This is a genomic window from Streptomyces sp. NPDC036764 (genome assembly GCF_055609385.1).
The window spans coordinates 1-14,376 of the sequence record NZ_JBVJPT010000014.1; the positions used below are offsets into that span (position 1 = coordinate 1).

Annotated in this window: 11 protein-coding genes and 4 pseudogenes; 10 read left to right on the forward strand and 5 right to left on the reverse strand. The window is 68.4% G+C overall.

The features are described from left to right. Positions 1-178: 178 nt before the first annotated feature. Positions 179-2,371, reverse strand: a complete 2,193-nt coding sequence (gene helR, locus ACZ69Q_RS35685) for an RNA polymerase recycling motor ATPase HelR (RefSeq protein ID WP_471050310.1) — start codon at positions 2,369-2,371, stop codon at positions 179-181. A gap of 831 nt (positions 2,372-3,202) precedes the next feature. Here helR and ACZ69Q_RS35690 point away from each other — a divergent pair. From ACZ69Q_RS35690 to ACZ69Q_RS35710, 5 genes are all read left to right on the forward strand, one after another. Continuing rightward, positions 3,203-4,795, forward strand: a complete 1,593-nt coding sequence (locus tag ACZ69Q_RS35690; protein WP_471050313.1) for a sensor histidine kinase — start codon at positions 3,203-3,205, stop codon at positions 4,793-4,795. After that, complete coding sequence (locus tag ACZ69Q_RS35695) at positions 4,792-5,199, forward strand: roadblock/LC7 domain-containing protein (protein WP_030946521.1); 408 nt, start codon at positions 4,792-4,794, stop codon at positions 5,197-5,199. The genes ACZ69Q_RS35690 and ACZ69Q_RS35695 overlap by 4 nt, the downstream gene beginning before the upstream one ends. Continuing rightward, a complete protein-coding gene (locus ACZ69Q_RS35700; protein WP_359451427.1) occupies positions 5,196-5,603 on the forward strand; it encodes a DUF742 domain-containing protein in 408 nt (135 codons plus the stop codon). Before ACZ69Q_RS35695 ends, ACZ69Q_RS35700 begins: the two co-directional genes overlap by 4 nt. Beyond that, positions 5,584-6,204, forward strand: a complete 621-nt coding sequence (locus ACZ69Q_RS35705; protein ID WP_471050316.1) for a GTP-binding protein — start codon at positions 5,584-5,586, stop codon at positions 6,202-6,204. Before ACZ69Q_RS35700 ends, ACZ69Q_RS35705 begins: the two co-directional genes overlap by 20 nt. A 194-nt stretch (positions 6,205-6,398) precedes the next feature. Then, a complete protein-coding gene (locus ACZ69Q_RS35710; RefSeq protein ID WP_471050319.1) occupies positions 6,399-7,874 on the forward strand; it encodes a cytochrome P450 in 1,476 nt (491 codons plus the stop codon). A gap of 18 nt (positions 7,875-7,892) precedes the next feature. Here the strand turns inward: ACZ69Q_RS35710 and ACZ69Q_RS35715 are convergent, their stop codons facing one another. Continuing rightward, the gene (locus ACZ69Q_RS35715) at positions 7,893-8,834 is read right to left on the reverse strand and encodes an RluA family pseudouridine synthase (protein ID WP_471050321.1); all 942 of its coding nucleotides are present in this window, start codon (positions 8,832-8,834) and stop codon (positions 7,893-7,895) included. 811 nt (positions 8,835-9,645) lie between these two features. Here ACZ69Q_RS35715 and ACZ69Q_RS35720 point away from each other — a divergent pair. After that, positions 9,646-9,888, forward strand: a pseudogene (locus ACZ69Q_RS35720) (hypothetical protein); the annotation flags it as partial. A gap of 306 nt (positions 9,889-10,194) precedes the next feature. Here ACZ69Q_RS35720 and ACZ69Q_RS35725 read toward each other — a convergent pair. Next, positions 10,195-10,335: a hypothetical protein gene (locus tag ACZ69Q_RS35725; RefSeq protein WP_471050910.1), complete on the reverse strand. Its 141-nt coding sequence runs from the start codon at positions 10,333-10,335 to the stop codon at positions 10,195-10,197. Here ACZ69Q_RS35725 and ACZ69Q_RS35730 point away from each other — a divergent pair. The 3 genes and pseudogenes from ACZ69Q_RS35730 to ACZ69Q_RS35740 form a co-directional block, all read left to right on the forward strand. After that, positions 10,334-10,552 carry a hypothetical protein gene (locus ACZ69Q_RS35730; protein ID WP_471050912.1) on the forward strand — a complete coding sequence of 73 codons (219 nt, stop codon included), beginning with the start codon at positions 10,334-10,336 and terminating at the stop codon, positions 10,550-10,552. The genes ACZ69Q_RS35725 and ACZ69Q_RS35730 overlap by 2 nt on opposite strands. A gap of 44 nt (positions 10,553-10,596) precedes the next feature. Beyond that, positions 10,597-11,610 (forward strand): terpene synthase family protein, encoded by a 1,014-nt coding sequence (locus tag ACZ69Q_RS35735; RefSeq protein ID WP_471050324.1) that lies wholly within the window; start codon positions 10,597-10,599, stop codon positions 11,608-11,610. A 232-nt stretch (positions 11,611-11,842) separates the two neighbouring features. After that, positions 11,843-12,109 (forward strand): annotated as a pseudogene (locus ACZ69Q_RS35740) (GNAT family N-acetyltransferase); the annotation flags it as partial. Positions 12,110-12,270: 161 nt separating this feature from the next. Here ACZ69Q_RS35740 and ACZ69Q_RS35745 read toward each other — a convergent pair. Continuing rightward, positions 12,271-12,640: pseudogene (locus ACZ69Q_RS35745) on the reverse strand (amino acid permease); the annotation flags it as partial. On the opposite strand from ACZ69Q_RS35745, the pseudogene ACZ69Q_RS35750 reads away from it, so the two are divergent. Then, positions 12,640-13,338, forward strand: a pseudogene (locus ACZ69Q_RS35750) (ABC transporter permease); the annotation flags it as partial. The pseudogenes ACZ69Q_RS35745 and ACZ69Q_RS35750 overlap by 1 nt on opposite strands. A gap of 84 nt (positions 13,339-13,422) precedes the next feature. Here ACZ69Q_RS35750 and ACZ69Q_RS35755 read toward each other — a convergent pair. After that, positions 13,423-14,268, reverse strand: coding sequence for a siderophore-interacting protein (locus ACZ69Q_RS35755; protein WP_471050327.1), 846 nt, complete (start codon positions 14,266-14,268; stop codon positions 13,423-13,425). Positions 14,269-14,376 lie beyond the last annotated feature (108 nt).

Consider the following 14,376-nt stretch of genomic DNA (forward strand, 5'->3'; position numbering starts at 1 on the left):
AGGGGGGAGAAGGGGAAACGACGGAGGGGGGGGTGGGTGGGGGCACGAGGGGGAACCGCGAAAAGGGGGGGGGGGTTTGGGGGGGGGTGGGGGGGTTTGTTTTGGTTGGTCGCCCCCCCGTGGGGGGCCCGCATATCGGTGCGCCCCCGCGCTCCTGGCGGCATGCGCTTGTCGCGCCTCAAGAGGTGCTGGTCAGGACGGCCAGTTGCTGGGTCGCCCGCGTCATCGCCACATAGTGGTCCACCGCCCCTTCGATGCCCTCGCCGAACCTCTCGGGGTCCATGAGGACGACCAGGTCGAACTCCAGGCCCTTCGAGAGTTCCGGGGTCAATGAGCGGACGCGGTCGGTCGGTCGGAACGTGGGGTCGCCGATGACGCAGGCGGTGCCCTCGGCGTGTTCGGCGAGCCAGGTGTCGAGGATCGAGTCCCGCTCCGAAACCGATCCGTGGACGACGGGACGCCCGCCGCTGCGGATCGACGTCGGCACATTGGCGTCCGGCAGAGCGGCGCGGATGACCGGCTCGGCCTCCGCCATGATCTCCGCCGGTGTGCGGTAGTTCACGTTGAGGGAGGCCAGTTCGATCCGGTCGAGCCCGATCCGGGCCAGGCGCTCCTGCCATGACTCCGTGAAACCGTGCCTGGCCTGGGCACGGTCGCCGACGATGGTGAAGCTGCGCGACGGGCACCGCAGGAGCAGCATCTGCCATTCCGCGTCGGTCAGTTCCTGCGCCTCGTCGACGACGATGTGCGCGAACGGGCCGGCGAGGCGGTCCGGGGCGATGTCGGTCAGCTCGGACTCGTCGACCAGACTGACCTGGGCGTCCTGACCGCGCAGCATGATCACCAGGCCCTCGCCGTCGTCACCGTCGGCACCGGAGTTCGCCGTGGCCTCGATGAGGTTGTCGACGACCCGCGTCATCTGCTCGCGCTGGGCGGCGAGGATGCCCGCGTGCCGACGCTTGAGGCGGGCGGCCTCCGGGTCGCCGAGCCGCTGCCGTGCCGCGTCCAGGAGCGGCAGGTCGGACACCGTCCAGGCGTGGGCGTCCGCGCGCTGGAGCCGCTGCACCTCCTCACGGCCGAGCCAGGGAGCGCACATCCGCAGATAGGCCGGCACCGACCACAGATCGCCGACCAGGTCGGTCGCCTCCAGCATCGGCCATGACCGGTCGAAGGCCGTGCGCAGCTCCCGGTTCTGCGAAAGGGACCTGCGGACCAGGTCGGGGGCGACCTCGCCGTCGTCGCCGGAGGCGTCCTCCTCGTGCTTGTCGACCAGGATCGTCAGCAGTTCCTGCCAGACCTGGTCGCGGGCGTCGTTGTGCGGGGTCCCGGGCTCGGCCGCGTCGAACGCCACCGCCCAGTCGCCTGCGGTCAGTCGTACGTCGGACCAGTGGGTCCTGACCGTCATGCCTTCGGTGGGCGGCTCCTCGTAGAAGCGAACGGCCTTCTCGATCGCCCGCACGAGATCCGCGGACGACTTCAGGCGGGCCACCTCCGGATCGGCCTCGACGCTCGCCTTGGCACCCTCGGGGACGAGGTCCCGCAGGATGCAGGTCTGCACACCCTCCTCGCCGAGGCTCGGCAGGACGTCGGAGACGTACGTCAGATACGGCCGGTGCGGGCCGACGAACAGCACGCCGCCCCGGCGCTGATCGAGCCGTGGGTCGGAATACAGCAGGTAGGCGGAGCGGTGCAGGGCGACGACGGTCTTGCCCGTGCCGGGACCGCCGTCGACGACGAGTGCGCCGCGGGATCCGGCGCGGATGATGGCGTCCTGGTCGGCCTGGATCGTGCCGAGCACGTCCCGCATCCGGGGGGAGCGGTTGCTTCCCAGGCTCGCGATGAACGCGGACTGGTCGTCGAGCGCGGCATGCCCGGCGAAGGCGTCCGGGGTGAACACCTCGTCCCAGTAGTCGCTGATCCGGCCCTCGGTCCAGCGGTAGCGGCGGCGGCTGGCCAGGCCCATCGGGTTGGCGTGGGTGGCCCCGAAGAACGGCTCTGCCGCGGGGGAGCGCCAGTCGACCAGCAGCCGGCGGCCCGTGCTGTCGGTCAGACCGAGGCGGCCCACGTAGACCGGCTCGGGGCTGTCCGCGCCGACCATGTGTCCGAGGCACAGGTCCAGGCCGAAGCGGCGCAGGGTGCGCAGACGGGCGCTGAGCCGGTGGATCTCGTTGTCGCGGTCCATCGCCTCGCGGCCCATGCCACCCGGTTCCTTGCGGGCGGCGGCGAGGCGGTCGGACAGCTCGGCGATGGACTGGTCCAGACACTCCGCGATGGCGGCGAAGTGCTCCTCGTCGGCGGCGATCAGCGCCGGGTCGGCCTTGGGGGACAGGCGTTCGGGAAGGGCGAAGGCGCTGGTGGTCAGCGGTTTCAAGGCTTTGGCTCCATAGGTCGGTCGTTGGCGGCCGTTGTGCGCGGCGATGCGCCCGGACGATCCCGCGCGGCTCATGCGGCTCACGCGCTCGTGCGGCTCACGCGGCTCGTGCGGCTCACGCGCTTGTGCGGCTCACGCGGCTCGTGCGGCTCACGCGCTTGTGCGGCTCACGCGGCTCGTGCGGCTCACGCGCGCACGTGGATCAGGCGCTCGTGCGGGGATGCCCGGCTTCTCCGCGACCGCACCGCGAGCGCCGCCAGCGGCTCCACGTCCCCCCGCGACCCGTAGGTCGACAACACCACACGCACTATCCGACTCCCGTATCCGCAGGTCCTGGGCCTACGGCGGGAGATTCTGCGGCAAGAGGGGGGCCTTGCCGCAAGCCCCCCAGTGCGCTATAAGTTGAGAGTGGCAAGGAGGGAGCGACCTCCTTGCCTTTGTTGTTTCCGCCGCCGCGGTCCCGTCGTGCGGCTCTCGTCCGCCGTGGTCGGACGCCACATCCCCGCCGCGTGCCCGACTCGGGGTCCGGAACGCGATCTTCACCTATCACGGTGAGTAATCTTCGAACACTTTCACGATGTGACGGATCGTGTTCGAAGATGATCTGAGCGTATAAATGAGCCCGAGCGTACCGCTGTCGCGCACCCCATTTCAGGTGCTTGCTGAATATGACACAGCGATGATCCGGTCGGACTAAGCTCGCCCGCAGCGCACCGAGTTGAGGTGTAATCGTGCGCTTGTTCCCAAACGCGCAGAAGATTCCGACATACCCATGACGTACCCCGCTGCAAGCTCCCCCTACACCCACCCGATCAGTTTCAGAGGGCCCACATGGTGAGCGTTCAATCCCCGCCCCGACGCCGTGAACTCCCGTATGCACGTGTGCTGTTGCTGCCGGCCATAGTGATGGCCGCGGCGATCGGAGCCGCCGTCGCCCTGGTGGCGGACCCCGCCCGGACGGCCGTCGGTGTGTGCGGTGCCGTGGCCATGCTGCTGGTGCTGGCCTCCGCGGCCGAAGCGGTGCGCCGCGGTCGCGCTCTGCGGGACACCCGGGCCGAGCACGCCCGTCACATCGCGTATCTGGAACGGCGAGTCGCCGCGCACGGCGAGGAGATGGCCCGCCTCGCCACGGAGATCACGCCGGCCGCCATCTATTCGCTGCGCTGCGGCAATTCACCCCACGAGGTGATTCGCGACCTCGCCGAGCTCGACCCGTCCTACGGCCAGCTCTCCCCGGCGCAGGTCGAGTTGGTCAAGTCGATGCTCGACATCGTCGACCACGAGGAAGCGCTGCGCGACTCCGCCCAGCGCTCCTTCGTCAACATCGCCCGCCGCGTGCAGGCGATCGTCCACCAACAGGCCGTGGAACTCCGTGAGATGGAGGAGGACCACGGGCGCAACCCCGAGGTCTTCGACGACCTGCTGCGCATCGACCACGGCACCATGCTGATCGGCCGCCTCGCCGACTCCATCTCCGTGCTCGGCGGCGGCCGCCCCGGACGCCAGTGGCCCGACCCCGTCCCGCTGTACAGCGTGCTGCGCGGCGCCATGTCCCGGATCCTGGAGTACCGCCGCATCAGCCTGGACTCCATCGTCCAGGTCAACATCGCCGGCATCTCCGTCGAGCCGATCATCCACGCCGCGGCCGAACTCCTCGACAACGCAACGCGCTACTCGCCGCCGCAGACCAAGGTGCACGTCACCGCCACCGAGGTGCAGACCGGCGTCGCGATCGAGATCGAGGACGCCGGTGTCAGCCTGAGCGAGGAGGCCCGCGCCAGAGTCGAGGGCATGCTCGAACGTGCCAAGCAGGGCACCGACCTCCAGGACCTCGGGGAATCCCCACGCCTGGGCCTGGCTGTCGTCGGTCGCCTCTGCACGGCTTACAAGATGCAGGTCTCGCTGCGGTCGTCCGCGTACGGCGGCGTCCGCGCCGTCCTCGTGGTGCCGCGCGAGATGATGACCAACGAGCCCGCGCCAGGACTTGCCCACGGCATCGGAGCGGGGGCGGCGCCCAAGGCCGACGACCCCGACGCGCTCGAAGGCCCCAAGCGCGCCCCCAAGAAGCGGCGCCCGACCAGCCCGAAGATCCATGCCGCGGCCTCCATGGAGGACGACGTCCCGGTCGTCACCGAATGGACTCCGGGCGGGCTGCCCCAGCGCCGGAGCCGGGTCAAGACCCCGCTCAGCAAGCGCATCGCCGAGCAGGCGGCCATTGAGCAGGCCGAACGAGAGGGCCGGCCGACCATCTGGTCGACGCCAACGTCCGCGCCCGAGCCCGACCCGATGAAGGACGAGCCTGCCCCCGGAGCATGGGTCGAGGCGTTCTGGGACGGGCTCAAGGACAAGCCCGACCCGCTCACACTCCAACCGCGAACTCAACCGGCCGGCGCCGAGGCCGAAGACGAGGGGGACCTCAAGTGATCCAGCAGCGCGCCAACTTCGACTGGATGCTCAAGGAGCTCCACGACGGCGTACCGGGCATCCAGATGATCGTGGTGCTGTCCGCGGACGGACTGCGCATCGCCCGCTACGGCGGCGACCCGGACACCGCCGACCGAGTCGCCGCGGCCTGCGCCGGACTTCAGAGCCTGGCGAGCGCGGTCGCCTCGGAGATCCCGAAGAGCGACGGCAAGATGAAGATGGTCCTCATCGAGATCAACGGCGGCTACTTCTATTTGATGGCCGCCGGCGCCAACGCCTATCTCGCCGTGCTGTCCGACACGTTCGCCGAACCCGGCCGGATGAGCAACCGTATGTCCGATCTTGTCGCCCGCATCGGTGCCCATCTCACCAGTCCGCCCAGGCGCAACGGCCAGACCGTATGACTCCTCCGCAACGCCAGCGGCGACAACCCAGGGAACAACCGCCCTCACCTCCTCCCGGGCCCGGTCCCGGGAAGCAGAAGAACCCCGAGCGGCTCTTCGTGGTGGCCGGACCGGACGGTGGCGAGCGCGACGGCGACCTCGACCTCGTCGCCTTAATCGTGGCGCGCGCCGACCCCCCGCCCGCCGCGACGCCCGAGCAGTCGGCGCTGCTCCGGCTCACCACCACCCCCCTGTCCGTGGCCGAACTCTCGGCCTATCTCAACCTTCCGTTCAGCGTGATCACGGTCCTGCTCACCGACATGCTGGCGGCCGGGCTGGTGACGGCACGCGCCCCGATCGTGCGTCAGACCGTCGCCGACCGTTCAATCCTCGAAGCGGTGATGCATGGACTTCAAAGGCTCTGACACCGTCCCCGGCCCCCGGACCGAGGACAAGCTGCCGCAGACGGCCGAGGCGGCGGTCAAGATCGTGATCGTGGGCGGCTTCGGCGTCGGCAAGACGACGATGGTCGGCTCGGTCAGCGAGATCAGGCCGCTGACCACCGAAGAGACCATGACGCAGGCCGGCGTCGGCGTCGACGACAACTTCGGCTCGGCGACCAAGACGGCTACGACTGTCGCGATGGACTTCGGCCGCATCAGCATCACTGAGCAATTGGTGCTGTACCTCTTCGGCACCCCCGGCCAGGAACGCTTCTGGTTCCTGTGGAACGGCTTGTTCGACGGTGCGCTGGGCGCGGTCGTACTGATCGACACTCGCCGCCTCGAGGTCAGCTTCGACGTGATGGGGCGACTGGAGGAGCGCGGCGTGCCCTTCGTGGTGGCCGTCAACACCTTCCCGGACGCGCCCCGTTACCCCATCGCCGAACTCCGTACGGCACTCGACCTGCCCGAGGAGATCCCCATCCTCGAGTGCGACGTACGCCGCCGTGCCTCCAGCCGGGACGTTCTGATGACGCTGATGCACTTTCTGCATTCGCTGGCAACGGCGAAGGCGCATGCGTGAGCCACGTATTGGCCGGGCCGTACGGCTGCCTTCCCCTGTCCCGGAGCCGTACGGCCTGTTCATGTCCCATGAGCCGCATACGCGTTGTCTGAGAGGCGCGCGTACGACCTCCCCACGGCCTCGGCTTTGTTCAACCGCCCGAACCGGCGGATCTCATTACCTCCTGTACACACTTCAGCTTCGGAGCGACCATCGTGACGCCTGAATCCTTCTCCCCGACTGGTACGGACGACCCCATGGCCACCCCGCCCCCCGGCTGTCCCGCACACGGCATCGGCCCCGGCGATCTGCGCCGCCTGTACGGCCCCGAAGCGGAGGACCTGGGGGCCGTGTACGAGCAGCTACGGGCCGAGCACGGCCCTGTGGCTCCCGCGCTGCTGCACCAGGACGTGCCTATCTGGGTGGTGCTCGGTCATGCGGAGAACATGCACACGGTGCGTACCCCCTCGCAGTTCTCCCGTGACACCCGGTTGTGGAGCTCGATGCAGGATGGCACCGTCAAGCCCGATCACCCGCTCATGCCGCACCTCGCGTGGCAGCCCATCTGCTGCCACGCCGAGGGCGAGGAACACCTGCGGCTGCGCGGCGCGGTCACCGGCGCCATGTCGACCATCGACCACCGAGGCATCCGCCGCTACATCAACCGCGCGACCCAGGACCTTGTCAACCAGTTCTGCGAGGAGGGCCGAGCCGACCTGGTCAGCCGGTTCGCCGAGCGCCTGCCGATGATCGTGCTGTGCGAGATCCTCGGCATGCCCCACGAGTACAACGACAAACTCGTACAGGCCGCTCGCGACCTGCCCAAAGGTACCGAGACCGCCATCGCCAGCAACGCGTACATCATGGACGTTCTGATGCGGCTAACCGCCAGCCGCCGAGCGGAACCGAAGGACGACTTCACCAGCCACCTGATCAACCACCCGGCGCGGCTCAGCGACGAGGAGGTCGGCCAGCACCTGCGTGTCGTCCTGATCATCGCGTACGAGACCACCGCCAACCTCCTTGCCAACGTACTGCGAGTGGTGCTCACCGACCCGCGGTTCCGGGCCCAGCTCAGCGGCGGCCAGATGACGGTGCCCGAGGCAGTCGAGCAGTCTCTGTGGGACGAGCCGCCGTTCAGCACTCTCTTGGGCTACTTCGCGAAGCAGGAGGTCGAGCTGGGCGGCCAGCGTATCCGCAAGGGCGATGGCCTCCTCGTGGGTCTTGCGCCGGGCAACGTCGACCCACGTGTCCGTCCCGACACCAAGGCCAACATGCAGGGCAACCGCTCCCACCTCGCCTTCAGCGGCGGTCCTCACGAGTGCCCGGGCCAGGACATCGGCCGCGCCATCGCCGATGTCGGCGTCGACGCGCTGCTGACCCGTCTCCCCGATGTCGAACTCGCCTGCGAGGAAAACGAGCTGAGTTGGCGGGCGTCCATCTCGAACCGGCACCTGGTCGAACTGCCGGTGAAGTTCGCGCCCACGCCTCAGCAAGACGTCATGGCGCGACCGGCGCACCCGGTGACGGCACAGCGTCCCGGCAATTGGCAGTCCAGCATGCCAAAGCCGCAGATGGCGGCTCCAGAGCCGGCTGCCCCGTCCGCGGAGCCGACCCCGACGCCGACCCCCGAACCGGTGAGCCGGCCGGGCCTGTTCCGGCGCCTCCTGCGCTGGTGGCGCGGCGACTGAGCCGACCCGGCGCCAGGGCTACCCGGCCCACTCGTCGTACGACGACCAGGCCCGCAGCACACGTGGGCTGACGAAGCGGTGCTCGCGCCCCGTGATCGGATCGTTGAATTCCAGCACCCGCGCCAGCAGTTGGAGCGGACGCCGGAAGTCACCGGCCGCCGCGGGGTCGGTCACCACCGGATAGAGGGGATCGCCGAGGATCGGCACTCCCAAGGCGCTCATGTGCACCCTCAGCTGGTGCGTCTGCCCGGTAAGCGGTACGAGCCGGTACCGGGCACGCCCCATCCGGTGCTCCAGCAACTCGACCCGGCTAACGGCGTTGGGTTCGCCCTCGACCTCGCGGGCCGCCAGCACGCCGCGCTCCTTGATGATCCGGCTGCGTAGGGTGCGTGGCAGGTCCACTGAGGGGTCGTACGGGGCCACCGCCTCGTACTCCTTCGCCACCCGCTTGTCGCGGAACAGCGTCTGATAAGCCCCTCGCTCCTCCGGCCGCACGGTGAACAGCACCAGCCCGGCCGTCAGCCGGTCCAGCCGGTGCGCCGCGCTCAGCGTCGGGGTGCCCAGTTCCTGCCGCAGTCGCGCCAGGGCCGTCTCGGCCACATGGCTTCCGCGCGGTGTAGTGGCCAGGAAGTGTGGTTTGTCCGCCACGACCACGTGTTCGTCCCGGTACACGATGTCGACCGCGAACGGCACCCGCTCCTCGTCGGGGAGCTCGCGGTGGAACCACACATACATCCCGGGCCGGTACGCCGTGTCCCTGGACACCGGACTCCCGGTGGCGTCCACGATCCGCCCCGCGTCCAGCATCCCGTCGATCACCTCGGCCCTGGGCGCGAGCCGTGCCACGAGATGGTCGCGCACGGTCGCCCATGCGTCCCCCGCCGGCAACCGAAACCGCACCGGATCCACCCCTTCGCGCTGTGGCAGGGGAGAGGGTGGGGGCGGAGTACGGCGTCTCATCGCGATCAAGTCTACGAGGGGCACGACGGCGAGGACTCTGTCTCGTATCGGTGGGGCGTACGCGCGCGCGAGGTGAGGCGCGAATCCCGCGGCAGTACGCAGTGCGGGTCTTCTTCGGGGCGCACTTCTTAGGTCGCGTACGCATCGGTACGTACATGCGTGCGCCTTACGCCATGGGCTTATGGCTGGCACACTTCTAAACTTGTCCAGGTCGCAACAAGCCGCAAACAAGCCGCAACAGCGGCCTTAGAGCGGCGTGCTCCTCCTTTCGGCCGAGCGCGTGGGGTGATGTCTGTGGACCAGAGACCAACTGTGGGACAGGCGTTGTCGGAGATGTGGGTTCCAATGCCGGTGGGGGTACTGTCGGCGGAGCGGCTGGTCGAACTGGCAGGCGAGATCGACGGGTTTGGCCTGCACTGGATCGCTGACTTACCCAAGGACGCCCCCGACCGGGTCGTTCGACCTGCGCGACGAGTTGCTCGGCGGGTTCGGGGGGCCGGACGTCACCGCACGTCCCGCCTGGACGATCTTCGCGCAGGTAGACCCTGGTCCTGTTCACGCCGGCCAGCGGTAGGCGGCCACCGCACTGTGCGGACGTCTTGGGCCGCCTGATCGACCATTTGGACTTGATCTAGGCTGACGGCGCTCACATCCGTGCAATCCTCAACGTCATTGGTGCGTTCCCATGTCGAGGACATGATTGCCCGAAGCCCCGACGTCGTCCTGGCCCTCGTCTCCGCCGCCATGTCCCTGTCCCAGGCCTCCGTCGCGCGTCTGTGGCGCCCGACGGACCCCACCATACGGAGGGCGCATGACCACACCCGGCCCAGGCGTGTTATCGACCGCCCGCTTCGCCCATGGTGCCGCTCCTGTGGCCTATGAGCAGACCGTTTGGTGGGGACTGTCCGACATTGACTCAACGTGTCCTCCGGCGAACGAGACACATCGCGAAGCCGGCTGTATCTGCCCAACCCGCTGCAACATTCCGCTCGCCGGTCATCAGGGCCACGAGGAGGTCACCGGCACCCTCGGCCACGCCCCGGACCGTATCCGCCTCGTCGACGGCCCGGCGGACGGCGAAGTCTTCAGGCACCGATCCCTCAACTGCTGTCCCCGCCCGGCAGCGACATCTGCCATGCCACGCAGAACCGCCGGCTTGCCGGCCGCGCGACGGTTCGAGCCGGTCCAGGCGACATCAGGACGTGCGGCAGACCGCCCAAGCGCACTTGTGAACGCCCTCGACTCATTGGCGCGGCTCTCCCGTATTTGTATTTCCACCGAACTGCTCGGTTCCCTTTCCGCCTGGGCTTCTCCACTGAGCGAGATCTTTCGACAACACATGCAACGAGGGAAAGAAATGTCACAGACAATTCATGACGCGCACAGCCTCGTCCTGCTGCTGGAGCACCACAAAAGGCTGTCCCGCAGCGAGGTGATCGACGAAGCGTGCGAAATGCGCTTCCGACTGCGCAAAGTGCATAGGGGGAGAGGAGCCGCTCATGGCCACCACCTTCGTCACCGGGACAGTGCGCAGGGCGTTACCCCTTGCCGGGCATGCACTGCCGCTGATGCGGCTCCCGGTCGAGTTCCTCGACTCCCTGCCCGCTCATGGCGACCTGGTCGAGATTCGGACCGGTCGGACTAGCGCGTGTTTGGAATATGCGCTTCGCGTCGTGTTCTGCATGAGCATGCAGCTGTTTCGCCTGGAAGCGGAATAGAGCCTCATGAGGGACGACCGCTACCACCACCCTGGGGGGCTAGCATGCAGATACCGAGCGTTCCCGTTCCCTATACTGGCAGGATTGACCCGCGCGCCCGCAGCATCTGTGCGCAGTCCAAGGGCTGGGTCCAGCGGATGGGCATGATGTCGCCCGGCATGGCCGCCGAGTACTTCGACCGGCTTGCCTACGCCCACCTGGGTACCCGGTACTCCTATGGCGCCACCCGTGAAGGCGCCCAGATCCTGGCCGACCTGACATGCTGGTTTTTCCTTTGGGACGATCAGCACGACCGGTTGATCATCGAAGGCAAGGAACACGAGTGGCGCAGGCAGGTCACTCAGATCTACGAGGTTGTCCACGACCCCGTCGGCTCGAACCCGGACCATCCGGCACCGCGAGCCCTCGGTGACATCCTGCGCCGCATCCGCCCCCACTTCTCCGGCGTATGGTGGCGCCGCTTCACCCAGCACTGGGACGGAGTAGTGGCAGCCAACGACCGCGAGTTCGACAACCGCAGCGCCGGTGCCAGTGAAACCATCGACAACTACATCGAGCTCCGGCGCCGCTCCGTGGCCATGGTCATGTGGATGGACCTGGTCGAACTGGCTGCCCAGACCGAACTGCCGCCGCAGCTCTACCACAGCCCCGAGTACCAGACCTGCGTGACCGCGACGGTCGACTACTGCGCCTGGTGCAATGACTTGCATTCCCTGGCCAAGGAGAGGAGCGCTGCCGACACCTCCAATATCGTCACCGTGATCAGCCAGGCCCGCGGCTGCGGTCTTGAAACAGCCGTTGAGGAGACCCTCCAGCGCATGGCCGCCCGCATCGAGGACTTCCTCCAAGCCGAGCAGATGCTCACCATCCGCATCGCAAACGGTATGCACCTTGATGAGGCCGTGCGGCAAGGACTGCACCGCTGTCTGCTGAGCATGAGGGACTGGAACGCCAACATGGATGCCTGGCACCGCATCTCCGCCCGCTACCTCGACGCGGCACCCGGTGTCCGGCTCCAGTACTACAACGAGGACCTGGCCCGGCTGGAACAAGCTTGAGATGTTGATCAAGGGCATGGAACGCTCTCGGGATGGCTGGTGGAGATCTGTCTTATGCCCAATGGGAGGGGCTCACGATCAGGGTCGGACGGGGCCAGACGGCCTGGCGGCGAGCCCGACGACCATGCGCTTGGCCGTACAGGTGGCGGCCTGACCACCAAGATTCACCTCGCGGTTGTCGCCTCCTCCGCCGACTTCGTGGAGGAGGCCGGCGCCTGGATCGAGGGCTGGCACAAGGACTGCCGAAGTCGCCCACCGGACCACCGTCGAAACCCGCGGCCAGGGCGTCGCCGCCCGTGCGACGACTGCTCTGGCCCGCTGGGCCCTGGACGACATCGGATTCCACCGCCTGGAACTCATGCACGCCGTCCGCCACGAGGCATCCTGCCGCGTGGCGACCAAGACGGGCTTCGCCCTGGAGGGCACCAAGCGCAGCGCCGCCCTCCACGCGGACGGCTGGCACGACACGCACCTGCACGCGCGCGTGAAGGGCGACTGACCGGACGGGCCGGCCGTCGAAGCAGCGTCATCTGACCAGGCCAGCGGTCCGTTTGAGGCATCGCCGCGGGCAATCCAAGACCTAGGCGCGGCCTTCCGGCAGCAGGTAGGTGAACATCATAAAGAACTCGTCGGAGCGTTTGTCGGCCCTCGCCCGGCCCGCAGGACCTTGTTGTCCAGGAGGTTCACCAACGTGGTGAGGACCAGCAGGATCACGCCGATCAGCGTCGCGTTGGCCGCGCCGTCCGCCGAGGTGGGTGCGGGGTCGGTGCCGATCAGATGGAAGCCGGACCAGAGCGCCGGCAGGACCATCTGCAGCGCCGGCGCGGCCGTGGCGATCACCACGATCTGGCCGATCACCGTATCCAGCCGGCGAATCAGTCGAAGGTGACGTTCGACAGGCGTGACGACCACTGGTAGATCGCGCCGGAGATCGGATAGTGCGCGGCCAGCTCCGCGAAGCACGCGGCCACCAGTAGCTGCCCGACCACACCGCGGGCCAGGCCCAGAAGAAGACGGGGCCGCCGAGCGATCATCACCCTGATCCAGCCGGTGATCTGGCTCTTCCTGTTCGGCAGTCTCTTCAGGAAGGTCGTCGAGCTCGGCGGCTTCGGCACCACCTCCTACCTCGACTACCTGGTGCCGGGCGTCGTCGTGATGAGCGCCCTCAGCTCCAACATGTGGGCCGGGATGACCACGCTCGACGAGATCCAGCGCGGCACGCTCGACCGGTTCCTGACCACCCCGGTCAGCCGGGCCGCGCTGATGAACGGCAACGTCGTCAACAACGGCCTGGTCACCGCCCTGCAGTCGGTCGTCATCGTGCTGCTCGGCCTGCTGGGCGGCGCCGACTACCCGGGCGGCATCGTCGGCATCGCCGTCCTGGTCGTCGCCGCGGTCCTGCTCGGCACGATCTCCGGGGCTCTGTCCAATGCACTCGGCATGCTGGTGCAGGAGCGCGAGTCGATCATCGGCATCAACACCTTCCTGCTGCTGCCGCTGACCTTCCTGTCCTCGGCTTTCATGGCACCGTCGCAGATGCCGGGCTGGATGCGGCACGTCGCCGACTTCAATCCGCTCAACTGGGCCATGGTCGCGGGCCGTTCGGCGATGTCCGACCACCCCGACTGGAGCGACGTCCTCACCCGGGGCGGCGGGCTGCTGGCCCTGGCGGTCGCGGCGGTGTGGCTGTCCATCCGAACGTTCCGGTCCTACCAGCGCTCGGTCTGAGCGCCTGGGTCCGGCAACTCCGGGCAGGCAGGCGGAAGGGGCGGCACCTTCAAAGGTGCCGCCCCTTCCGACTTACCCGCAGGGCTACGCCGCCGGCGCCGCCCCCTCCTGCTCCGCCTCGATCCGCGCGTTCCAGTCCCGCTTGGACGCCTGCCAGCCGTCCTCGTCGTGGCCGAGCCGCCAGTAGCCGGAGATGGACAGGTCCTCGCGGGGGACGCTCCGGTCGACCCGCAGCAACTGGCGCAGCTCCTTCACGAAGTGCGCCTCGCCGTGCACGAACGCGTGCACCCGGCCCTCGGGGAACTCCAGCGCGCGCACGGCCTCGACGAGCGGCTCGCCGACCGGGCGTGAGCCGCGGTGCAGCCAGATGACCTCCACGTCGGAGTCGATCTTCTGCTCCTCCTCGGGGCTGGAGATCTCCACGAAGGCGTACGCCGTGACGCCGTCCGGCAGCGACTCCAGGGAGCGGGCGATCGCGGGAAGCGCGCTCTCGTCGCCGGCCAGGAGATGCCAGTCGGCGTCCGGGTCGGGGGCGTAGGCGCCGCCGGGTCCCATGAAACGCACGGTCTCGCCCGGCTGGACGCGCATGGCCCACGGGCCGGCCAGGCCCTCGTCGCCGTGCAGCACGAAGTCCAGGGTCAGTTCACGGTGTTCGGGATCCCAGGCCCGCACGGTGTACGTCCGTGTCACCGGCCACTGCTCGCGCGGCAGCTCCTCGCGGATGCGCTCCAGGTCGAAGGGCTCGGGGTAGCTCACACCCTCGGGCGCAAACAGCATCTTCACGTAATGGTCCGTGCAGGTGTCCGCCGCGAACCCGGCGAGCCCCTCACCGCCCAGCACCACCCGCTGCATGTGCGGGGTCAGCCGTTCGGTACGGATGACCTGCGCGGAGTGGGGCTTCCGCGGCCTGCGGGCAGGGCGTAGTGCCATCACTGGCCTCCCTTGTTCCAAGCTTAGGTTTACCTAAGTTAGCACCTCCGCCTGGCGAATGCCGCTATGAACGTTCATGAACTGGTGCATGTTGCGCACACACGGAAC